This window comes from Microbispora sp. NPDC046973, assembly GCF_040644495.1.
Taxonomy (GTDB): Bacteria; Actinomycetota; Actinomycetes; order Streptosporangiales; family Streptosporangiaceae; genus Microbispora.
The window spans coordinates 172,218-192,889 of the sequence record NZ_JBEYWQ010000014.1; the positions used below are offsets into that span (position 1 = coordinate 172,218).

25 protein-coding genes and 2 pseudogenes are annotated in these 20,672 nt (G+C 71.8%); 12 read left to right on the top strand and 15 right to left on the bottom strand.

The features are described from left to right. The first annotated feature begins 5 nt into the window (after nucleotides 1-5). The 4 genes from ABZ860_RS25125 to ABZ860_RS25140 all read left to right on the top strand — a co-directional run bounded on the left by ABZ860_RS25125 (nucleotide 6) and on the right by ABZ860_RS25140 (nucleotide 3,395). Nucleotides 6-1,259 (top strand): ABC transporter permease subunit, encoded by a 1,254-nt coding sequence (locus ABZ860_RS25125; protein ID WP_357224519.1) that lies wholly within the window; start codon nucleotides 6-8, stop codon nucleotides 1,257-1,259. After that, a complete protein-coding gene (locus ABZ860_RS25130; protein WP_357224405.1) occupies nucleotides 1,256-2,143 on the top strand; it encodes a carbohydrate ABC transporter permease in 888 nt (295 codons plus the stop codon). The genes ABZ860_RS25125 and ABZ860_RS25130 overlap by 4 nt, the downstream gene beginning before the upstream one ends. 184 nt (nucleotides 2,144-2,327) lie before the next feature. Continuing rightward, a complete protein-coding gene (locus ABZ860_RS25135; protein WP_030510529.1) occupies nucleotides 2,328-3,008 on the top strand; it encodes a uracil-DNA glycosylase in 681 nt (226 codons plus the stop codon). 24 nt (nucleotides 3,009-3,032) lie between these two features. Next, nucleotides 3,033-3,395 carry a hypothetical protein gene (locus ABZ860_RS25140; protein ID WP_357224407.1) on the top strand — a complete coding sequence of 121 codons (363 nt, stop codon included), beginning with the start codon at nucleotides 3,033-3,035 and terminating at the stop codon, nucleotides 3,393-3,395. Between the two features lie 92 nt (nucleotides 3,396-3,487). Here the strand turns inward: ABZ860_RS25140 and ABZ860_RS25145 are convergent, their stop codons facing one another. After that, complete coding sequence (locus tag ABZ860_RS25145; RefSeq protein WP_357224410.1) at nucleotides 3,488-4,354, bottom strand: polysaccharide deacetylase family protein; 867 nt, start codon at nucleotides 4,352-4,354, stop codon at nucleotides 3,488-3,490. A 56-nt stretch (nucleotides 4,355-4,410) separates the two neighbouring features. On the opposite strand from ABZ860_RS25145, the gene ABZ860_RS25150 reads away from it, so the two are divergent. Then, nucleotides 4,411-4,776 (top strand): MerR family transcriptional regulator, encoded by a 366-nt coding sequence (locus tag ABZ860_RS25150; RefSeq protein ID WP_357224412.1) that lies wholly within the window; start codon nucleotides 4,411-4,413, stop codon nucleotides 4,774-4,776. 13 nt (nucleotides 4,777-4,789) lie between these two features. Here the strand turns inward: ABZ860_RS25150 and ABZ860_RS25155 are convergent, their stop codons facing one another. After that, nucleotides 4,790-5,332, bottom strand: a complete 543-nt coding sequence (locus tag ABZ860_RS25155) for an MOSC domain-containing protein (RefSeq protein ID WP_357224414.1) — start codon at nucleotides 5,330-5,332, stop codon at nucleotides 4,790-4,792. Continuing rightward, on the bottom strand, nucleotides 5,329-6,057 hold the full coding sequence (locus ABZ860_RS25160; protein ID WP_357224417.1) for a TetR/AcrR family transcriptional regulator: 729 nt from the start codon (nucleotides 6,055-6,057) through the stop codon (nucleotides 5,329-5,331). Before ABZ860_RS25160 ends, ABZ860_RS25155 begins: the two co-directional genes overlap by 4 nt. A gap of 97 nt (nucleotides 6,058-6,154) precedes the next feature. Here ABZ860_RS25160 and ABZ860_RS25165 point away from each other — a divergent pair, with 97 nt between their 5' ends. The 3 genes and pseudogenes from ABZ860_RS25165 to ABZ860_RS25175 all read left to right on the top strand — a co-directional run bounded on the left by ABZ860_RS25165 (nucleotide 6,155) and on the right by ABZ860_RS25175 (nucleotide 8,274). Next, a complete protein-coding gene (locus ABZ860_RS25165) occupies nucleotides 6,155-7,072 on the top strand; it encodes a TIGR03564 family F420-dependent LLM class oxidoreductase (protein WP_357224419.1) in 918 nt (305 codons plus the stop codon). 56 nt (nucleotides 7,073-7,128) lie between these two features. After that, nucleotides 7,129-7,329 (top strand): annotated as a pseudogene (locus ABZ860_RS25170) (transposase); the annotation flags it as partial. A 195-nt stretch (nucleotides 7,330-7,524) separates the two neighbouring features. After that, nucleotides 7,525-8,274 (top strand): aminoglycoside 3'-phosphotransferase, encoded by a 750-nt coding sequence (locus tag ABZ860_RS25175; protein ID WP_357224522.1) that lies wholly within the window; start codon nucleotides 7,525-7,527, stop codon nucleotides 8,272-8,274. 30 nt (nucleotides 8,275-8,304) lie between these two features. Here ABZ860_RS25175 and ABZ860_RS25180 read toward each other — a convergent pair. Further along, nucleotides 8,305-8,430 (bottom strand): annotated as a pseudogene (locus tag ABZ860_RS25180) (transposase); the annotation flags it as partial. Nucleotides 8,431-8,434: 4 nt separating this feature from the next. Between ABZ860_RS25180 and ABZ860_RS25185 the strand changes: the two are divergent. Next, nucleotides 8,435-8,596, top strand: a complete 162-nt coding sequence (locus ABZ860_RS25185; RefSeq protein WP_357224422.1) for a hypothetical protein — start codon at nucleotides 8,435-8,437, stop codon at nucleotides 8,594-8,596. Here ABZ860_RS25185 and ABZ860_RS25190 read toward each other — a convergent pair. After that, nucleotides 8,593-9,417, bottom strand: a complete 825-nt coding sequence (locus ABZ860_RS25190) for a hypothetical protein (protein WP_357224423.1) — start codon at nucleotides 9,415-9,417, stop codon at nucleotides 8,593-8,595. The two genes, ABZ860_RS25185 and ABZ860_RS25190, sit on opposite strands and share 4 nt — an antisense overlap. Before the next feature lie 235 nt (nucleotides 9,418-9,652). Further along, nucleotides 9,653-10,585: an NADP-dependent oxidoreductase gene (locus ABZ860_RS25195; protein WP_357224426.1), complete on the bottom strand. Its 933-nt coding sequence runs from the start codon at nucleotides 10,583-10,585 to the stop codon at nucleotides 9,653-9,655. 140 nt (nucleotides 10,586-10,725) lie between these two features. On the opposite strand from ABZ860_RS25195, the gene ABZ860_RS25200 reads away from it, so the two are divergent. After that, nucleotides 10,726-11,148: a helix-turn-helix domain-containing protein gene (locus ABZ860_RS25200; protein WP_357224525.1), complete on the top strand. Its 423-nt coding sequence runs from the start codon at nucleotides 10,726-10,728 to the stop codon at nucleotides 11,146-11,148. 47 nt (nucleotides 11,149-11,195) lie between these two features. On the opposite strand, the gene ABZ860_RS25205 is transcribed toward ABZ860_RS25200, so the two are convergent. The 7 genes from ABZ860_RS25205 to ABZ860_RS25235 form a co-directional block, all read right to left on the bottom strand. Then, nucleotides 11,196-12,173, bottom strand: coding sequence for a hypothetical protein (locus tag ABZ860_RS25205; RefSeq protein WP_357224427.1), 978 nt, complete (start codon nucleotides 12,171-12,173; stop codon nucleotides 11,196-11,198). A gap of 301 nt (nucleotides 12,174-12,474) precedes the next feature. Beyond that, complete coding sequence (locus ABZ860_RS25210; protein ID WP_357224430.1) at nucleotides 12,475-12,927, bottom strand: NUDIX domain-containing protein; 453 nt, start codon at nucleotides 12,925-12,927, stop codon at nucleotides 12,475-12,477. A gap of 48 nt (nucleotides 12,928-12,975) precedes the next feature. After that, on the bottom strand, nucleotides 12,976-13,752 hold the full coding sequence (gene erm, locus ABZ860_RS25215) for a 23S ribosomal RNA methyltransferase Erm (protein ID WP_357224432.1): 777 nt from the start codon (nucleotides 13,750-13,752) through the stop codon (nucleotides 12,976-12,978). A gap of 239 nt (nucleotides 13,753-13,991) precedes the next feature. Continuing rightward, nucleotides 13,992-14,951, bottom strand: coding sequence for a GNAT family N-acetyltransferase (locus ABZ860_RS25220; protein ID WP_357224434.1), 960 nt, complete (start codon nucleotides 14,949-14,951; stop codon nucleotides 13,992-13,994). A gap of 137 nt (nucleotides 14,952-15,088) precedes the next feature. Then, nucleotides 15,089-16,354, bottom strand: a complete 1,266-nt coding sequence (locus ABZ860_RS25225) for a YibE/F family protein (protein ID WP_357224435.1) — start codon at nucleotides 16,352-16,354, stop codon at nucleotides 15,089-15,091. 197 nt (nucleotides 16,355-16,551) lie between these two features. Continuing rightward, complete coding sequence (locus ABZ860_RS25230) at nucleotides 16,552-17,022, bottom strand: hypothetical protein (protein WP_357224438.1); 471 nt, start codon at nucleotides 17,020-17,022, stop codon at nucleotides 16,552-16,554. Nucleotides 17,023-17,160: 138 nt separating this feature from the next. Next, nucleotides 17,161-17,718, bottom strand: a complete 558-nt coding sequence (locus tag ABZ860_RS25235; RefSeq protein WP_357224440.1) for a helix-turn-helix domain-containing protein — start codon at nucleotides 17,716-17,718, stop codon at nucleotides 17,161-17,163. 92 nt (nucleotides 17,719-17,810) lie between these two features. On the opposite strand from ABZ860_RS25235, the gene ABZ860_RS25240 reads away from it, so the two are divergent. Together ABZ860_RS25240 and ABZ860_RS25245 are read left to right on the top strand one after the other, a co-directional pair. Then, nucleotides 17,811-19,163, top strand: coding sequence for an MFS transporter (locus ABZ860_RS25240; RefSeq protein ID WP_357224443.1), 1,353 nt, complete (start codon nucleotides 17,811-17,813; stop codon nucleotides 19,161-19,163). 21 nt (nucleotides 19,164-19,184) lie between these two features. Beyond that, nucleotides 19,185-19,550: a nuclear transport factor 2 family protein gene (locus tag ABZ860_RS25245; RefSeq protein WP_357224445.1), complete on the top strand. Its 366-nt coding sequence runs from the start codon at nucleotides 19,185-19,187 to the stop codon at nucleotides 19,548-19,550. A gap of 154 nt (nucleotides 19,551-19,704) precedes the next feature. Here ABZ860_RS25245 and ABZ860_RS25250 read toward each other — a convergent pair whose 3' ends face one another. Further along, entirely contained in the window at nucleotides 19,705-20,265 is a 561-nt protein-coding gene (locus ABZ860_RS25250) for a hypothetical protein (protein ID WP_357224447.1), read from the bottom strand. A 49-nt stretch (nucleotides 20,266-20,314) separates the two neighbouring features. Then, on the bottom strand, nucleotides 20,315-20,671 hold the full coding sequence (locus ABZ860_RS25255) for a nucleotide pyrophosphohydrolase (protein WP_357224449.1): 357 nt from the start codon (nucleotides 20,669-20,671) through the stop codon (nucleotides 20,315-20,317). Nucleotide 20,672 lies beyond the last annotated feature (1 nt).

Genomic DNA, 20,672 nt, shown 5'->3' on the forward strand with positions numbered 1-20,672 from the left:
CGGTGATGTTCCTGCTGCCCGCGCTGCTGCTGCTCGCCGCGTGGGTGATCTACCCGATCGTCTACTCGATCTGGCGCAGCCTGTACGACGCGACCGGCGACCGCTTCGTCGGACTGGGCAACTACCTGTCGATCTTCACCGACTCCTCGACGCTCACCACGATCAGGAACAACATCATCTGGGTCGTGGTGGCCCCGATCATCGTCACCGCGCTCGGCCTGATCTTCGCGGTGCTCACCGAGCGCATCCGCTGGGCCACGGCGTTCAAGCTGGTGCTGTTCATGCCGATGGCCGTCTCCCTGCTCGCCGCCGGGGTCATCTTCCGCCTGGTGTACGAGCAGGACCCGGACAAGGGCGTGGCCAACGCCATCATCACGACCGTCCACGACGCGTTCTCCTCAAGCGCGGGCTACCCCGGGGCCCGGCCACGGGAGAACGACCAGGCGCCCGCGGTCGCGCAGGGCGGCGCCGTGGTGACGAGGCAGCAGGTGCAGGCGGGCACTCCGGTGCTGATCCCGCTCGTCGGCCTGAGCCAGGACACCGTGAAGGACGCCGCGCCCGCCAAGGCCGCCCCCGCCGCCGGCGACGGCCTGAGTGGCACGGTCTGGCTCGACGTCGTCCGCGGCGGCGGAGGCACGCTGAACCAGATCGACCCGCAGGAGAAGGGCCTGGGCGGCATCACCGTCGAGGCGGTCTCCGGCGGCGCGGTCAAGGCGACGACCGAGACGGCCGCCGACGGCACGTTCCGCTTCTCCGGCCTCCCCTCCGGCTCCTACGTCGTACGGCTGCCGCAGTCGAACTTCACCGCGCCCTTCAACGGGCTCACCTGGCTGGGCCCGTCGCTGATCACTCCGGCGATCATCGGCGCGTACATCTGGGTGTGGGCCGGGTTCGCGATGGTGCTGATCGCGGCCGGGTTGTCGGCGATCCCCCGTGACGCCCTCGAGGCGGCCAGGATCGACGGCGCGACCGAGTGGCAGGTGTTCCGCCGGATCACCGTGCCGCTGCTGTCGCCGGTGCTGCTCGTCGTCTTCGTCACCATGATCATCAATGTGCTGAAGGTCTTCGACCTGGTGTTCATCATCGCCCCGGGCTCGGTGCAGCCGCAGGCCAACGTGATCGCGCTGGAGATGTGGCGCGTGTCGTTCGGCGGCGGCGGCAACCAGGGCATGGGCAGCGCATTGTCGATCTTCCTGCTCGTGCTGGTGGTGCCCTTCATGATCTTCAACATCCGCCGGTTCAGGAGGGACGAGGGATGACGACCCTGGCCGAACCCCGGCACGCGCAGGCGATCGAGCGCGGCGTCCTCGGCCGGGCCGTCGACCGCCTCGGCGGCGGCCTGGCCCAGGTCTTCATGATCCTGGTCGCGCTCTTCTGGCTGCTCCCGACTCTCGGGCTGCTCGTCGTCTCGCTGCGCGGCGAGACCGACAACAACTCCTCCGGCTGGTGGACGCTGTTCACCAAACCCGCGCAGCTCACGTTCGACAACTACTCGAACCTGCTCGCGTCGGGCTTCGGCTCGTCGTTCTGGAACACCGTCCTCATCACGGTGCCGGCGACGCTGCTGGTGATCGGCATCGCGGCCATGGCGGCGTACGCCTTCGCCTGGATCGAGTTCCCCGGCAGGGACCTGGTGTTCCTCGTGGTCATCGCCCTGCTGGTCGTCCCGGTGCAGATCGCGCTGATCCCCATCGCCAAGCTGTACGGATTCCTCGGAATCTTCGGCTCGATCCTCGGGGTCGTGCTGTTCCACGTGGCGTTCGGCCTGCCGTTCGCCATCTTCCTGCTGCGCAACTTCTTCGTGGGCATTCCGCGCGAGCTGCTCGAGGCGGCGCGGATGGACGGCGCGCCGGAGTGGCGGATCTTCGCCACCGTGGTGTTCCCGCTGGCCAAGCCCGCGATCGCGTCGCTCGGAATCTTCCAGTTCCTGTGGGTGTGGAACGACCTGCTCGTCGCGCTGGTGTTCGCCGACACCGAGAACCAGCCGATGACGAAGGCGCTGCAATCCCAGATGCGGCAGTTCGGCACGAACGTGGACATCCTCGCGCCGGGCGCGTTCCTGTCCCTCATCATCCCGCTGGTGCTGTTCTTCGCCTTCCAGCGGTATTTCGTGCAGGGCATGCTCGCCGGCTCGGTCAAGTGACCCGGCCGGAGGCCCCGGATCGTCCGGGGCCTCCGGTATCAGCACGGCCGACACGGGAAATGTCCCGTGTGTGACGAGCCGTGCCGGAAGGACGTCGGATGCCCGCTTCACGGGGGTAAGCGGGCATCCGATCTTTCCGCCGCCGGGCCGTACGGAGGCCGAAAAGCCGATAGAGTGCGCGGACATGTCAGGACGTCCGTTGCACGAACTCGTGGAAGCCGGGTGGGCCGAGGCCCTCGCACCCGTGGCCGGGCGGATCGCCGCCATGGGCGACTTCCTCAGGCAGGAGATCGCGGAAGGCCGCCAGTACCTCCCGGCGGGGGACAACGTTCTCCGCGCGTTCCAGCAGCCGCTGAGCGAGGTCCGGGTGCTGATCGTCGGCCAGGATCCCTACCCCACCCCCGGACACCCGGTCGGGCTGAGCTTCTCCGTGGCCCCCGACGTACGGCCGCTTCCGGGCAGCCTGGTCAACATCTTCAAGGAGTACATGGCCGACCTCGGCCACCCCACGCCGCCCTCGAACGGCGACCTCACCCCGTGGACCGAGCAGGGCGTGCTCCTGCTCAACAGGGTGCTGACGGTGATGCCGGGCAAGCCCGCCTCCCACCGGGGCAAGGGCTGGGAAGAGGTGACCGAGCAGGCCATCAAGGCGCTGGTCGAGCGGGGCGGGCCGCTCGTGGCGATCCTGTGGGGCCGCGACGCCCGCAACCTGCGGCCCATGCTGGGCGACGTACCGTGCATCGAGTCGGCCCACCCCAGCCCGCTGTCGGCGCGCAGCGGGTTCTTCGGCTCCCGCCCGTTCAGCCGGGCCAACGCCCTGCTGGAGCAGCAGGGCGGGGCGCCGGTCGAGTGGAAACTGCCGTGACGGCTTGCCGATAGGATCACCACCATGAGCGATGGAACGGACACCGGTCGCTACCTGCGGCTCACCGTCGACCTGGTGGTCGAGGTCCTCGATGTCGACGCGCTGCAGGCCGCGGCGCTCGCCGAGATCCGCGACCCCCAGGCCGAGCTGGACGACGCCGAGCGTCAGGAGCAGATCGAGCTGGTCAACTCCGACGAGACGGGTGCGGCGGCCCTGCAGTGGCTGATCGAGCCCGACCACGTGCTGGGCCTGGTCGAGCACGTCGCCGAGGTCGAGCCGCGAGAGGCGATGCTCGGCGTGGAGCCGTCGGAAGGCGTCCTGGAGGACGAGGACGACCATGACCACGATCACGATCACGATCACGACGAGCCGGGCCACACCCACTGAGACCGGATCGCACCCACTGAGGCCGGCCCGCGTCCGCTGAGGCCGGTCCACGGGAGGGCGTCGGCCCGGCCGGCGCGTCCGTGCCGGGCCCTCTACGCGGGCCGGCCGATCGTGTGCTGGTAGTGCGCCGCGATGTCGTCGCTGGTGGTGAGCCAGACGTCGGGCTGCGCGGCGAGGAAGGCCAGCGCCTGATCGAGATACTTGGCCCGGAACGCCTGCCCGATGACGAAGGGGTGCAGGGCCAGGGCCATGACCCTGCCGCTGTGTTCGGCGTCGGCGTGCAGCTGCTCGTACTGGTCCCTGACGATCTGGACGAACTCCGGCCCCGTGACGCCCCTGTCGAACAGGAGCAGATCGTTGAGCTCGACCGAGTAGGGGACGCTGATCATCCCGGGGACGTTCAGCGGATACGGCTGGTCGTCGTTGGTCCAGTCCAGCAGGTAGCCGAACCCCAGCTCGGCGAGCAGCGCCGGCGTGTCGAAGGTCTCGGTCAGACCGGGGCCCATCCACCCGCGCGGGTGCCGGCCGGTGGCCTCGGCGACGGCGGCGGTCATCTCCGTGAGGAGACGACGTTCCTCCTCCAGGGACAAGCCCGCGTGCAGGACCGAGTTGGTCCGGCCGTGCAGGAGCCAGGCCCAGTCGCGGTCGAGGCCGGCCTTGATGATCTGCGGGTAGTGCTCGGCGACGGCCGAGTTGAGCAGGACGCTGGCCCTGATGCCGTGCCGGTCCAGGATGTCGGCGACGCGCCAGATGCCGACCCTGGCCCCGTAGTCGCGCCAGCCGTAGTTGAGGGCGTCGGGGACGAGGTCGGCCGTACCGGGCCAGATGCTGGTGGACGGGCGGTCGACCAGGAAGTGCTCGACGTTGAGGCCGATGTAGACGGCGACCCTGGCGCCGCCGGGCCAGCTGATCGTCGGGCGTTCGGTGATCGGACTGTAGTCGAAGAGCGTGTTCTCCATGCCCCGACGGTAGAAGCTAACATCAATGTCAGGTTCAAGCCCGCGGGGGTGATGTGATGCGAATCGGCGAGCTGGCACGACGCACCGGGGTGAGCGAGCGGTCGCTGCGCTATTACGAGCAGCAGGGGCTGCTGGTGGCCGAGCGTACGCCCGGCGGCCAGCGGGAGTATCCCGAGCAGGCGGTCGATCGCGTCATCCGGATCCAGGAACTGTTCGCGGCGGGCCTGCACAGCAAGAAGATCGCGCAGTTGCTGCCCTGCATGCGCGACGCCGACGGCGGCCCCTCCGCGGTCGCCACCCCCCGGCTTGTCGCCGATCTCGTCGCCGAGCGGGACCGCATCGACCGCATGATCACGGAGCTGGTCAATTCCCGCGACGTCCTCGACGACGTGATCAACGCGGCGGCGCAGTCCCGCGGGTAGGCGCCCGCGGCGCTCACACTGGCCGGAGAGGCTGGTGCGGTCCGGCCGGCGGCTCGACCCGTATCGGGTCGCCGGGCCGGATCTCGCCGCCCGCGACGACGATGCCCATGACCCCGGCCTTGCGCACCAGGTTGCCCTCCTCGTCTCGGTCAAGCACGGCCTTCATCAGCCCGTCCTGGAAACCGTCGAGCTGCACGCACGGGTTGCGCAGGCCGGTCACCTCGACGACGGCCGTCTCGCCCAGGTGCAGCCGGGTCCCGGTGGGCAGCGCGAGCAGATCGACGCCCCTGGTGGTGACGTTCTCCCCCATGTCCCCCTCCCGTACGGCGAAGCCCGCCTCGCGTAGTTCGTCGTGCAGCTCCGCGTGGACCAGGTGCACCTGGCGCAGGTTCGGCTGGCTGGGATCGCGGGCGACCCGCGACCGGTGCTTCACGGTCACCCCGGCGTGGGCGTCCCCCTCGACACCCAGGCCGGCCAGCAGCCGGATCGACTCCAGCGGAGTCTTGCTGAAGGTGTGGGTGGCGCTGCGGCTCACCGCCGTCACTGTGCTCGTCATGTCTTCTCCTCTCGGGGCGATGACTCCATTCCGCGCACGAGGGCGAGGAGGCGGTCAAGCAGATATTCGTCACACGGGGCCTGCTCGCTGACCCACGCGATCGCGTTGACCAGCGTGAGCAGGTCGGCGATCTCGATGTCGCCGGGCACCGCGCCCTCCCGTTGCGCGCGTTCGAGCAGGGCGGCGCCGGTGGCCCGGATCCGCTCGTGACACGCCGCGAGCGCCGCGTCGGCGTCCGGCGCGGGCGGTACGGCCATCCGGGCGGCCACCAGACCCCGCATCGCGGTAGCGTGCTCGGCCACGGCCCGCAGCCAGGTGCGCAGCGCCTCCGCCGACGACGTGTGGCCGAGCAGGTCGCGTCCCTTCTCGCACAGCGCCGCCACGTCGTCCCCGATGATCGCCACGAGCAGCGCTCCGAGGGTGGGGAAGTGGCGATACAACGTGCCCGGACCCACCCCCGCGGCCTGCGCGATCTTGTTGAGCGACGCCTGGGCTCCGTGCTCGGCGAAGGCGGCTCTGGCGGCGCGAAGCACGCGTTCGCGGTTGTCTCGCGCGTCGGCCCGCATCCGCCGGCTCCCGGGAGCGTCGGCCGGCGCGCCCGCGGCGCTCGTCGGCCGAGCGCCCGGCGAGCCCAGGTCACCCGCCGGCGCAGCGATGGGCGACCCCGCGCCGCCCGGCGTCTGGTTCGCCCGCCGCCGGCGGGCCCTCGCACTCTCGGTCGTCACGTCATCCCTACCTTGCCATCCGGAGAGGTTCTCCGTATTCTAGCCCAACCTCAACCGGAGAAGCTCTCCGGTTGGGATCGTGAAGGTGAGGTGCTCGATGAGGATCGGTGTTCTCGTCGGCGAGGTCCGGGGAGCCGTGACGGCGGAGGAGTTCGCCGGTCAGGTGCGTGCGGCGGCGGACGCCGGTCTCGCCACCGCCTGGTCGGCCCAGGCGCTCGGATGGGACGCGCTGACCGCGCTGGCCGTGGCGGGCGCCCAGGTGCCGGGCATCGCGCTGGGCTCCTCCGTGGTGCCGGTGCCCGCGCGTCATCCGCTGGTGCTGGCGAGCCAGGCTCTGAGCGTCCAGGCGGCGACCGGCAACCGGCTCACGCTCGGCATCGGTGTGGGGATCGCGATGATGACGCGGACGATGTTCGGCCTTTCCGCCGAGCGGCCCGTCGCCCGGATGCGCGAATACCTGTCGGTGCTCCGTCCCCTGCTCAGGGGCGAGCAGGTGAGCCATCGGGGCGAGACGTTCACCGCCGAGGGCGCGGTGCACGTTCCCGGCGCCGCGCCGCCGCCCGTGCTGCTGGCCGCGCTCGGCCCCGCCATGCTGCGCCTGGCGGGCGAGCACGCGGACGGCGTCGTGACCTGGATGACCGGACCGCGCACCCTGGCCGGTCACATCGTCCCGACGGTCACGCGGGCGGCCCACGCCGCCGGGCGCCCCTCCCCCCGCGTCGTCGCCGGGCTGATCGTCTGCGTGACGGATGACGAGGAGGGCGTCCGTCGGCGCATCGCCGGGGAGTTCGGGCTGGCGGGCCAGGTGCCCGAATATCGGGCCGTGCTCGACCGGGAGGGCGTGGACGGCCCGGAAGACGTCGTGATCGTCGGCGACGAACAGGCGGTCGTCCGCCGGATCCGGCGGCTCGCCGAGGCGGGTGTCAGCGAGTTCGCCGCGTCGCCGTACGGTGACGCGCGCGAGCAGGAACGCACCCTCGCGGTGCTCGCCGGCCTCGCCCGACCGGCCGGCTAGGTCCTGCTTCTTGGATCTCCTGACGTGATCACGGTTTCACCCTCACCGTGGTCGGTGTGGGAGACCGAGGAGACTTAACCAACGCGGAGTGGGAGCGGCTGACGCCGTTGCTCCCACCCGCGGGAGCACGCGGCGGCCGGTGGAGCGATCACCGCACGGTCATCAACGGCGTGCTGTACCGGGCCCGGACCGGAGTGCCATGGCGGGACCTGCCGGAACGCTTCGGACCGTGGCTGACGGTGTACAAGCGGCATCGCTTCACCGCGCCGTACCGGCACTCCCTTGGGCGCGCGGGCGGGGTCGCGCACTGCGGCCACCACCTCCGTACGAGTGCGCAGACGCTCGATGACGAGGCGGCCGACGCGCCGGTGGCGGCCGCAATCAGGATTACGGGTCAAGTGAGCTGCCTGCCGTCGCAGCCCTGCCACTGCTTTTCGCGGAGAATGGTGGTCATGAGCCGGCCCCCCCTCGCCTCGATCCCGGCCGGGCCGGTGGCCGTGCCCGGCGCCGTCGTCGAACTCGCCGCGGGCGACACGGTCACTCCGGTGTGGCGCAACCAGCTCGGCGGCCTGACGTTCCGGCTGGAGGACGCGAACGGCGGCACAAGGTACGTCAAGTGGGTCGCCGCCGGCACCCCGGAGATCGACCTGCCCGGCGAGGCGGAGCGCCTGGAATGGGCCGGGCGGTGGGCCGCCGTTCCTCGGGCGCCGGCGTGGGGCTCGAACGCGGACGGCGCCTGGCTCGTCACGGCGGCGCTTCCCGGTCGCTCGGCAGTGGACCCGCGCTGGACCGCCGATCCCGCCACCGCCGCGGCGGCGATCGGCCGGGGGCTTCGCCTGCTCCACGACACCCTGCCCGTGCAGGAGTGCCCGTACGACTGGGGCATCGAGCGGCGGCTCCGCGGTCGCGACGAGGCGGCCCGGCAGCGTCTCGGCGAGCCGCCCGCAGTCGACCGCCTCGTCGTCTGCCACGGCGACGCCTGCGCTCCCAACACCCTGCTGCACGACGACGGGACGTTCGCCGGGCACGTCGACCTCGGCTCGCTGGGCGTGGCCGACCGGTGGGCCGACCTCGCGGTCGCCGCCTGGAGCACGGAGTGGAACTACGGCCCGGGGTACGACGGCGTCGTGTACGACGCGTACGGCGTCGCCCCCGACCCCGAGCGCATCGCCTACTACCGACTGCTGTGGGACCTGGCGTGAATCGCTACTCTCCCTTGTCATAGTGATCAGTTAGAGCCACTGCAGGAGCGCTGCGATGGCGACCACGGCTGTGTATGAGGTGGCGGTCTTGTCGTAGCGGGTGGCCAGGGCGCGGAACTGTTTGAGCTGGTTGAAGCAGCGCTCGACTACATTGCGGCGTTTGCCCGGCGAGCAGCCGCTCGGCCGTCACCGGGTCCCGCGCGGTGACGGCCAGTTCGGCCAGGCGGAAGGCCGGGGCCAGCCGGTCCCGCAGGTCGGCGGGAAGAGCGTCCGCCGCCGCGCGGACGGCGGCATGACCGTCTTCGTCCGGGTGGCCGGCTAGGCGCTCAGGAGCTCCTCGCGCCGCCGCGTGAGGGACTCCTGCTGACGGGTCAGCTCGCCGCAGCGGGCGGAAATCTGGTCGACCATCGCCGCGGCCCACTCGGCGACCTCGCGCACCGCCTCCGCCGTACGGGCGATCCGCTGGTGCTTGATGGCGTCGGTGATGATGTTGTCGAAGAAGACGTCGGCGAACCAGCGGGTGTCCACCTTCGGCAACTGGGGCGCGGCGCCGACGCCGATGTCGGCCAGCTCGCGGGAGAACCGGTCGAGCGCGCCCTGCGCGTGCCAGGCCGCCTCGTCGGCCTGACGCAGGTGCCCGTGCTCGACCATGTCGGCGAAGCCGCCGCCGTTGCTGAACATGTCCCAGGTCGAGGCGCCGCGGGCGCTGCCCAGATGCCGCAGGACATAGCCGACCGCCTGGCCCGCGGCGACCCCGGCCTGCTGGGCCTCCTGGTGCTCGCGCAGGTCGGCGCTGACGTTCACCAGCCGGGCCGCGATGTCGGCCAGCTCCCGCCCGCGCGGATCGCCCGAGTCGACCAGCATCCGTTCCTTGCGGGCGAGCAACGCCTCCAGCTCGTGATGCGGGTTGCCGAGCTCCGCGAGGGACTGGTCGGTGGTTCGCAGATCGCCGGTGAGCCACTCCAGGCGGGTGCGCTGACCGGTGACCCGCTGGCGGGCCGCCACCGCCTCGACCCGTTCCCGCGCCAGGCGCTCCTCCTTGCTCCCGGTCAGGCCCGCCAGGAAAGCGGCGAAGCCGCCCTGTTCCAGCTTGGCGACGTCGCGATCCTCCTTGGCGAGCTGCCGCTCCAGATCCGCGAGCATGCCGCGGACCTCCTCGATCTGAGTCAGGAGAGTGGCACGCTGCCGGGTGAGCTGGTCCCGGCGTCTGGCGCGGTCCCGCGCGTCCCGGATCTCATCATCGATAGCAGCGAAAGGGGTCACACTTCACAGACGTCCGATGGACATCCAAACGTTCCCGCGCGGATCCGGGCGGGCCGCCGCGCCCCACCCCGGCCCCCGACCGCCCCCGGCCACCGTCAGCCACCGTCGGGTCCCGTCAGGGGACCAGCACGATCTTGCCGGTGGTTCTGCCGGTCTGTCCCAGCTCGTGGGCCTTCGCCGCCTCGGCCAGGGGCACGATCTGATCCACATGCACCCTGAGCCGGCCCGCCTCGACGAGAGAGACCAGCTCGGTCAGATCGCGCGCCGAGGGACGCACGGACACGACCTGGAGACGGATGCCGAGTTCGGCGGCCCGCTGCGCGGTGATGCCGGGATTGCCGCCGATCGCCGCGATCAGCAGGCCGTCCGGCCTCAGGGCCGCCGCGGAGCGCTCTGCGTGCTCCCCGCCCAGCAGGTCGAGCACGACGTCCACCGGTCCGGCCGACGTCACGAAGTCCTCGGCGGTGTAGTCGATCGGGTGGTCGGCGCCGAGCCCCCGCAGGAACTCGTGCTTGGCCGCCCGCGCCGTGCCGGCGACATGTGCCCCGCGCGCCTTCGCGATCTGGACCGCCAGGTGACCCACGCCCCCGGCGGCGCGGTGGACGAGCACCCGGTCGCCCTCCTTGACCCGGGCGATGCCGACCAGCGCCTGCCATGCGGTGAGACCGGCCAGCGGCAGCCCCGCCGCCTCCTCGGCGGTCAGCCCGGCGGGCCTGCGGACGAGCTCGTCGGGCGAGGCGAGCACGTAGTCCGCGTAGGCGTTGCCCGCGGCGGGAAAGCCGACCAGCCCGAGCACCTCGTCCCCCGGCGAGAACGCCGACACTCCCGGTCCGGCCGTCTCCACCACCCCGGACACGTCCCACCCGACGGTGAACGGGGGCTCTCCGAGCAGCGGAAAGGCTCCCGCGCGGACCGCGGAGTCCACCGGGTTGTATCCCGCCGCCTCCACCTTGATCAGAACCTGCCCCGGGCCCGGCTCTGGCCGGTCCACCTCCGTCACCCGCAGGACGGACGGCTCGCCGAAAGCCGACTGCGTGACGATTCTCATCGCGTTCTCCCTACATGCCGCATTCCTGGACGGCGCCGCCTCCGGCGGCGGCGCTTCCGTCGTCGCGATCAATCGTGGCCGGGACCGGTATCCATAGGAAAGAAGGCACCTTTGCGATATATAGGCACCTTGTGGAAACCATGTCACGGCTGCTGCCCCGAGGCGCGGCGGACGCGTACCTGCGGGACTGCGCCTCCCGGAAGGTCCTGGACAGCATCGCGAACAAGTGGACGTGCCTCCTGGTCGACGCCCTGCGCGACGGGCCGGTCAGGTTCGGGGCCCTGCGGCGCAGGCTCGACGGGATCACCCAGAAGAGCCTCACCCAGACGCTGCGGAACATGGAGCGCGACGGGATGGTCATCCGGACCATGTATCCCACGATCCCTCCCCGGGTGGAGTACGAACTGACCGAACTCGGGCACAGCCTGGTGACGCTGATGGAGGGCATCCGGGTCTGGTCCGAGGCGCACGTGAGCGAGATCATGTCCGCACGGGCGAGCTTCGACAGCCGGGCGGACGAGGAGCCGAAGCCCGTCACCCCCAGGCCGGCCACCTCGCCCTGACGAAAGCCGTACGCCGCCCCGCTCCGGCACGCCGTTCGGAAGCCGATTCAGGCGACCAGCAGGCCGGGGGTGTGGTGCGGGCGGGGGTTTTCGCCGTGACCGCCCGGCAGGCGGAGCCTGAGGCAGGAACGGGCGGCAGCCACCGGCGTGAGGCGTACGCGCAGGAGTCCGCCCTCCTCCTCGTCCGGCATGCCCGGCGTGAACCCGTGCTCGGCGTCGGGAATGCCACCGCGCCCCCTCTCCGGGTCCGCTCCGCCGGACAGGACGGCGTAGTCGATCCCCGCCACCCGAAGGCGGCGGGCGACGCCGCGGCAGGGCGACGGCGTTCCGGTCTGCCGCTGGGGGCGGGTGGACAGCCAGGCGAAGTGGCCCGCGAGCAGCGACTCGGCCACGGTGCGCAGGACGGTGACCGCGCACAGGCTGTGCGCGCAGGCGAGACCGGTCAGCGTGATCTCCGGCAGACCGAAGCGCCGCAGGCCGCGCGAGGTCGTCAGGAGGCACGAACAGCCCCCGTCGACGTCGGCGCCGGCTCCCGTGGCGGCGCCGAGGGCGCAGGCGTGTTCCTCGCCGGCGCATGACACCCTCCAGCCCAGCCAGTCGTCGCCGAGACGGAAGTCCCGCCGCTCCCCCGGGCACTCGGCGCAGTGGTAGACGGCCGCTCCCGTGAGCGGGTCGTACATCGCCCCGTGATAGGCCTCCGCGATTCCGCGCGCGGCCGCCCGGGCGACCTGGGCGGCCTCGGGTTGTTCCTCGACGGGAGCGGTGCTCGTCACCACCACGTGGTGACGGGCCCGTCTCACCCGTCTGAGGTCCTCGGCGCTCAGGTCCATCCGCCGCCACGGGGACCGCGTCGACCGGAACGCCTCCAGCGTCAGCCGGGGCGTGCCGAGCGCGTCCCTGGCGGCGCGCCGGTGGGACGGCCCCATCCGCCAGGGGACGATCGACGACAGATCGGTCGGCGTACGGTCCGTGGCGACGACGAAGACCGACGAGGTCTGCGCGGGCACGGGATAGGTGATTCGCATGGCTCCTCCTCCGCGACGTGCTGCACCTACAACCGCCGGAGCGGCCGCGGGAAGTGCCGCAGGAGCAGGCGGCCCCGCACCTCCGCTCCTCGCACTGCCGCAGTGCCACAGCCTGCGCCAATCCGCCGCCGCCCGGACCAACCGAATGCCATTCTGTGGACGGCCGGCGAACAGAACGGGCGAATCTTCGTGCCGCATCGCCCCGGTCCACAGGTCGCCGGTCAAGTGGCCTGCCCGGTGACCGCCCGAACGGTCCTGCCGAAGAGCGACCGTCCAAGCGGCCATGCCGGAGAGCGACCGCCTAACCGGTCCTGCCGAAGATCAGGAGCCGATGGGCCTCCAGCGTCCCTTCCGGCAGGTCGTCCGGCGTGCACCACCGCGCCTCCAGGATCTCCCTGGGGTCGAGCTTCATCGTGCCGCTCACGAACTCGGCCTCGTACGCGACCTCGACCCGCAGCCGGTAGCCGCTCCTGAGCTGGACGAGCTCGCCGACACGCACCCGCAAACCGGTCTCTTCGCGCACCTCCCGGACGACCGTGTCCTGGAACGTCTCTCCCTTGATGGCGCAGCCGGTGGGCAGCCCCCATTGCCGGCCTTCCGGCCACAACCGATGCCGGAGCAGCAGAACCCGCCCGTCGCCGTCGCGAACGATCCCGGTGACGCCGACCATGAACTTCGCCTGCGAAAGCCACAGCAGTCGCCACTGCACCGAGCCGCCGATGCTCCGCCACAGCCGGGCGACCAGATCGTTCACGATGTATCCCCTTCGTCCACGGTGACCCCGGCAGCGAGAAGGACATCATCACAGCCCCGGCCGCCGGCGCCGGGCCACTTCCCGCCAGAGGGACGCCCATTGTCCGGCGGTCAGGTCCTTGGGCAGCGCGTGCGGCGTCACCCCCGCCTCACGCGCCCAGGCGCGTACGGCCTGGCGGTCCAGGCGTCCGGTGCGTTCGAGGATCTCCGCGAGGCCGCGCCCGCGCCCGGTGAAGACCCGGCGCACGAGGTCCTGGTAAGGCCCCCGCTCGGCGACCAGAGGTGCGGCCCTGCGCGTCATGGTGAGCAGGCCGCCGTCGACCGAGGGAGCGGGCCGGAACGAGCGGGCGGGCACCCGCGCGTGCACCTCGAACGCGTACCACGGCCACCAGGCGGCGGTCAGCATGCTGGCGCCGCCGACGCCGGCCCGCCGCCGCGCGACCTCCCATTGGACCAGCAGCACCGCCGTCCTCCAGTCGGACGCCGCGAGGAGCCGCCGCATGATCGAGGTCGTGAGGTGGAACGGCAGGTTTCCGACGACCACGTGCGGATGCCGGGGAAACCGGAACCGCAGGATGTCGGCGGTGACGACGGTGACGTTGGCCGGGACGCGCCGGGCCAGCCGGCGTGCCCGTCCGGGATCGACCTCGACCGCCGTCACCGGCCTGCCGCACCGGCTCAGGGGAAGCGTCAGCGCCCCGTCCCCCGCGCCGACCTCGACGATCGGGCCGGTCGTCCCCGCGACCAGTTCCCCGATGCGGGCGATGACCGTACGGTCGACGAGGAAGTTCTGGCCGAGCTCGTGCCGTCCGCTCTGATGAACCATGGAAGTGCTCCGCGAGTCCGCGATCGGAGCCGGGCAGCGCGAAGCGCCGCACCGGCGAGGACACCGATGGCGGCGGAGCCGTACGAGAGGAGGGATCCGCCGCTATGAGCGGCGGATCCTCGTGAAGCATGCGAAGCAGCACATGGGCGTCACCCTAGCGAGCACGGCGGGAGGACCCGCAAGCCGTTTTCCGCGCGTGTCCTCCGCCGCCCGCTTCCACCCGCGTGGCAGCGCCCGTCCTACTGCGACCCGCCTTCACTCCAGGTCATGTCGATCCGCTGCCCGATGACCTCGTAGCCGGCGCGGAGGAACGCCTGAGCCATCGGGACGTTCTCGACGTCCGTGGCGGCGCGGATGCGCGGGACGCCCTGCCCGGCGAGGATCCGCGTCCCCTCGGCCAGCAGGTCGTCGATGTAGCCCTTGCCGCGGTGGGCGGGCACGACCCCGATGTAGGCGATCATCGGGCTGTATTCGTTGCGCGCCGGGATGACGAATCCCACCGGTTCGCCCTCGGGCGATGTGCCGATCCGCCACCACTCCCGCGGGCTGCGGTAGTGGGCGAGCTCGTCGTCGTAGTGCTGGGCCGCGGCTCGCTCGGCGGGCATGCGGGCGAGGTCGGCGCGACTGTGGGCGTCGAGCGTGCCGTCGAGGACGAGGGTCATCAGGGCGACCAGTTCCTCCCTGCCGGCCACGGGCCGGAAGGTCAGCCGCCCGCTCGGCGGCGCGATGGGGGCGCCTGGACGCCACTCCAGCCGCAGCCGTTCGACGAGCAGCCGGGCGCCGGCCCGCTCCAGCACGGCCATGCGGTCCTCGACGGCAGGCTTCGCCTTCGCGTCGTCACGCCACCGCGGAGGGACGAACACGTTGTATTCCGGCGGGCGTACCCCGGCCGGCAGCACCGCGGCACTCGCGGTTTCGAACAACCGGACCCCGGCGTCGATGCTCGCCGCTCCGCGCGTGGTGTCGTCGAGGTCGAGGATGTCCAGCAGCGCCGGCGCCTCGCCCGCGCTCGGGGCCCACCAGGCCAGCCTGGCGACGAGGCGGTCGCCGCGCAGCGCCATCCACATCCACTCGGGCCGCCGTCGGCCAGCGGCGAGGTCGTCGTCCAGCTCGTCGTTCAGCACGTAGGGCAGACGGCGGAAAAGGTCGAGTTCCGCACGCCCCGCGATGGGGCGCATGATCATGTTTTCGGGGTTCACTGCACTTCCTCTGATGAGGTGTGCCCGCTCACGCCCAGGGGGTCAGCGTCCGGCCGTACCCCGGGAAGGAACCGGCACAATGTTCTCGGCACACATCGGCTCGTCCCTCCTCTCGTCGTCGTAGGTCTCCGCCTGTTCTATCGGACGTACCGCTCGGCTGGCCAATCCTTTTCCGCGGGGCCGGGCGGCCGGCGGCCCTTCGGCTCCTCCCCCGAGCCCCGCCGGGGTGCCGCCAGAGCGGCCAGCGCGGTGGTCACGGGGACGGCCGCGATGAGTCCCAGCGTGCCGACGATGCTGCGGATGATCTCCTGGGCGAGGACGGGGTTGCGCAGCACGTCCGCGAGCGGCTGGTCGCCGACGCTGAACAGCAGCAGCAACGGCAGCGCGGCCCCGGCGTACGCGAGGACGATCGTGTTGATCACGGAGGCGATGTGGGCCCGGCCGACGCGGGCGGCGGCGCGGTAGAGGCGCCCGAAGGTGTAGCCGGGGTTGGCCACGGCCAGTTCCCCCACGGTGACCGCCTGGGTCACGGTGACGTCGTCGAGGACGCCGAGCGCGCCGATGATGATCCCCGCGAGCAGCAGGCCCTGCCCGTTGATCCGGTAGTTGCTGTCGAGCAGGAACGAGCTGTCGTCGGTGACCCCCGCGAGGTGCGCGGTGTCGATGGCGAACGCGGACAGCAGGCCGGTGAGGGTGAGGCTGACCAGCGTGCCCAGCACCGCCATCGAGGTCGCGATCGTGAAGCCGTGGGTGAGGTAGAGAACCGCCAGCATGATCGCGGCCGAGCCCACGATCGCCACCAGGGTCGGCGGCTCACCGGCGAGGATCGCGGGGACGACGAAGGTCAGCAGCAGGACGAAGGTCACGGCCAGCCCGACCAGCGCGGTCAGTCCGCGCCAGCGCCCGAAGGCGACCACCGCGAGGGCGAAGGCGGCGACGAACAGCCACAACGGAGCGGACCGGTCGTGGTCCGACAGCAGATACTCGGGCGCGTCGAGCGGGGCGTCCGGCACGTGGACCAGCACGACGTCCTCGCCCACCGCGAACCGCTGCGCACCGGGACCGGTGGGGAGCTCTGTGGTGACGGTCCGGCCCTCCTCGGGCCCACCGGTGATCGTGACGCGGGCGTCCCCGCAGGCGTCGGAGCCCGGCGCCGCGGCCGGTCGGGCCGCCTGCTCGTCCGGTGCGGCGGGGCACGGCTTGGGGACGATGTCGGCGATCGTCCCGTCGACCTGGGGCAGGGAAGACGAGGACGGACCGGATGGCCGGCCGTCGCCCGGCCACAGCCATATCAGGGCGGCCACCGTCATCAGAGCGACGGGAACGATGACGGCCAGCGTCGCCACCACGGTCCGGCGGGAAACGGGCAGGGCGGTCGTGCCGTGGCTGTGGTTGGCGCCCATCTGGACGTACGTCTCCTCGCATCCGTGTCGTGCCGCACCGATGCTAGGCCGTGTCCGGCGAATCAGGGGAAAGGCGGCCGGGGCCTGCTCCCGGTGGGACCTGCCCGCACCGGGAGCCTGCCGCCGGAGGCGCCGCCCGCGCCGGCCGGGCGGCCCCTGCGCCCGGCCCTACCGGGCCGTGGCGACGGCGTCCGGGGTCAGGTGCAGTTGCCCCACGACAGGCGGCCACCGCTCGCGATCTCCCCGTCGACCCGGGTGTCGGCGATCGTGCCGTAGTACTTCACGCACTTGCCCTTGGCGTTCAGCTTCACCGGGCCGGCGTAGTACTTGTACTTCTTCAGGTGGTCGATCTTCTCGGCCGCCCTCCCGTTGGGCAGTTGCACGATGAGCTGGGCAGACGTCCTGGTAGGCGTGCCGACGTACGCCGACTTGATGGTGACGACGCAGTTCTGCCCCGTCGAGCGGTTGTAGAGCAGGTAGACGCGCCCGAAGACCTGCCCCGAAGCGGTCTTCACCGCCCGGCTGCCGTCGTGCTTGACCTTGCCGAAGCCGGAGCCGCACACCCCCTCGGGGGTGTAGCCGGCGGAGATCGCGTATGCCGGGTTGGCGACGAGCCCTCCGACGGCCAGCGCCGCTGCGACGACGACCGTACTCGCGGACCTGCGCATACGTTGTCCTTTCCCAACCGCCGCCCACCGTCCGGGCGGCGTCCTGGCGATCATCCTTGCGGATCATCAACCAGGAGATGACCGAAACAGTCAAATTTGGGCAAGGCGAATCGCGCGCAGCCGCCCCTCGGCGCGCCGTCAGGCCCCTGACGCGAGGACGGCCTCCGCGAGCGCCCGCGCGGCCAGGGCGGGACGGGCGTCGGGCCGGGTGACGGCATGGGCCAGCACGCCGTCGATGAGCACGAGGAGCTGGTCGGCGCCCGCGCCGGGAGCGGGGTGCCCGTGGCGGGTCAGCTCCGCCGCCATCAGCCGGTGCAGCCCCTCCTTGAAGGCCCGCACCTCCGCGTGCGCCGGATGCCCGGGGTCGGTGAGCGTGAGCTCGGCCGCGGTGTAGCGGCACCCCCGGAACGAGGGCTGCGAGGTGATTCTGTCGAGCTCGTCGAACACGGCCAGCACCCGCTCGCGCGGGTCGTCCCCGGCCTCGTCCATGACACGGCGATAGCGGTCCAGCCCGCCGTCGCTGCGCAGCACCTCGGCCACGAGGCCGTCCTTGCCGCCGAAGTGCTGGTAGAGCGAGCGTCTCGCGACATCTGCCTGCTTGAGGATCGCGTCGACGCCAACGTGCACGCCCTGGCTGTAGGTGAGCTCCCTGGCGGCGTCGAGCAGCCGCTCGCGGGGGCCGGGTCTCGTCGTCACGTGACGATTCTGGCACGCGCTTGACAGTAGATCAATCGGTCTATCTAATTGGGCGTCATATACCGATCATTCTATCTATCTCGGGAGTGCCAATGGCCCGCGCGGGGACTCTCCCCACGGTGCTGACCGGCGTGTTCGTCGCGATCCTCGATTTCTTCATCGTCAACGTGGCCATCCCCACCACGCAGCGGGACCTGCACGCCGGGCCGGCCGCCATCGAATGGGTGGTCGCCGGATACGCCCTGGCGTACGGCTCCGGGCTGGTCCTCGGCGGACGTCTCGGCGACGTGTTCGGCCGCCGCCGGATGTTCGCCCTCGGCCTCGCCCTGTTCACACTCGCGTCGGTCGCCTGCGGGCTGGCCCCCGGCGCGGGTTCGCTGGTGGCCGCCCGCGTCGTCCAGGGGGCCGCGGCCGCCGTCCTCGCCCCGCAGGTGCTCGCCATCATCCGCACCGCCTACAGCGGCCCCGCCCAGGCCAGAGCCGTCAACGCGTACGCGCTGACCATGGGGCTGGCGGCGGTGTTCGGCCAGCTGGTGGGGGGCCTGCTCATCCAGGCCGACCTGTTCGGGCTCGGCTGGCGAGCCTGCTTCCTGATCAACCTCCCCATCGGCGCCGCCGCCCTCGCCGCGACCTGGCGGGTGATCCCGGAAAGCCGCGCGGCCGGTGCCGTACGGCTCGACCTCGGCGGGGCCGCCCTGGTCACCCTCGCGCTGGCGGCCACGCTGCTGCCGCTGATCGAGGGCCGCGAGCAGGGGTGGCCGGTGTGGACCTGGGTGTCGTTCGCCCTGGCCGTCGCGCTGCTGCTGGCCTACGCCCGGCGGCGGCACGACTCACCGCTGATCGACCTCGCCCTGTTCCGCGAGCGCGCCGTGACGGCGGGGCTGCTCACCAACCTCGCGTTCTCGATGGGCATGGCGGCGTACTTCCTGATCTTCGCCATGTACTCGCAGGAGGGCCGGGGCCTGGACGCCCTGCACGCCGGCCTGGTCTTCACGCCGATCGGCGCGGGCTACCTCGCGGCGTCGCTGCTCGCACCGCGCCTGGCCGCGCGCTTCGGCCGCCAGATCATCGCGTTCGGCGGCCTGACCAGGGCGGTCAGCCTGGCCGTCCTTCTGGTCGCGGTCGCCGCGAACGCGCCGATCGGCTGGCTGGTGCCCGTGCTGGCCGTCGACGGGGCCGGCATGGGGCTGGTGCTGTCGCCCATCATGGGCACCGTCCTGTCGAGGGTCGCCCCGCACCACGCCGGTGGCGCCGCGGGCGCCCTCACCACCGCCCAGCAGGTCGGCGGCGCGCTGGGCGTCGGCATCATCGGCATCGTCTTCTACAGCGCCCTGTCCGGCGGCGTCACCGTGGCGTTCCAGCACGGGCTCGTCTACCTCATCGTCATCACCCTGGCCATCGCCGCTCTCGTCCAGTGGCTCCCGCGTACCAGGGCCACGGCCTGACCGTCATTCGCAAGGAGAACCATGAACGACCTCAACGACCTGGCCCGCCGGTATGTGGCCGTGTGGAACGAGCCCGACGACGCCGTACGCCGCGACATGATCGCCGAGCTGTTCGCCCCCGACGCCGCCCACTACACCCCGTCGACGGAGGCCCACGGCCACGCGGAACTGGAGGTGCGCATCGCCACGTCGTACGGCAAGTGGGTCGCACCGGGCGCGTACGTCTTCCGGGCCGTGGAGAACGCGAACGGCCACCACGGCGCGGTCCGCTTCAACTGGGAGATGGTGCGGACCGCCTCCGGCGAGGTGGACTCGGTCGGATTCGACTTCCTCACGCTCGGCGACGACGGCCGGATCAGGACCGACCACCAGTTCGTCGAGAGCTGACCGCGCCCCCGGCCCTCGCGCGGCAGCCGGCGCGAGGGCCGGCGAGGGGAACCGCTCGCACTCGCGATCGTCCAGGCCTTGTCCCACCACTGGGGCTGGGCCCTCACCCCGTACGGCAAGTCCGTCTGGTTCCAGCTCCTCGCCTGGCCGTCGCCTACCCCTGCGATCGCCGTACGTGGGCGGGGTTGCCGAGAGGATCGATGACGACGCGTCCGCCGAGTGGACTGCCCAGCTCGAACACCTGCTCCCTGAGCAGGCCGAAGGCGCTCTGGATGCAATCGTCGTCGCGGCTCCCGGTCTCCCGCAGGCCGATGAGCACCACGGCCTCGGACTCGCGCCGCAGCACCTCGACCTGCGGCGCCTTGCCGTCGCAGTCGGCGCGCGGCCAGTCCGTCAGCGCGACGAGGCGGGTCCCCTCCGGATCGACGGAGATCACGCCGAGGGACGCGGACGAACGCAGCTCGCCCGGCCGCCAGAAGGCGTCGGGGGTGAGCGCGGGCCACGCCGCCGTGCCGCCGCCCTCCGCCAGGAACGTCCAGGTGGGCAGGCTCAGCGGGCCGCGGTCGGTGGCCCACTCCCGTTCCTCGTACCGGCTTCCGGTGATCCGGATCGGCCGGGGTTCGCCGCGAGTCCGCGCGAGACGGGCCGCCATCGCGTCGAAGGCCTCGGTGGCGGAGATCCGGGAGAGCCGTGCCTCCTGATCGGGCAGTGCCACCTTCGCGGGGCCGGGGGTCTCCGCCGGCGTGCGGGCGACGCCAGGGCCGTCACGAGGTCAGCGGAGGAGCCTTCCTGGCGGAACCGCGATAGGTCTCGGGGTCGTACCGGCGCTCGCTGTCGTCCAGCTTGGCGTTCGCGGCCTCGGCGAGGTCGACGCCCAGCGCGTCGGCCAGCCTGACCAGATACAGCATCACGTCCCCGAGCTCGGCGCGGACCCTGCGCAGGGCGTCCTCGTCGAGGTCGCGCGACTCCTCGGCCGTCAGCCACTGGAACTCGGCGACCAGCTCCCCCGCCTCTCCGGCCAGGGCCATCGCCAGGTTCTTGGGCGTGTGGAACCTCTCCCAGTCCCGCACGCGTACGAACTCACGCAGCCGGGCGGCCAGGTGCTCCAGTTCACCGCTCACG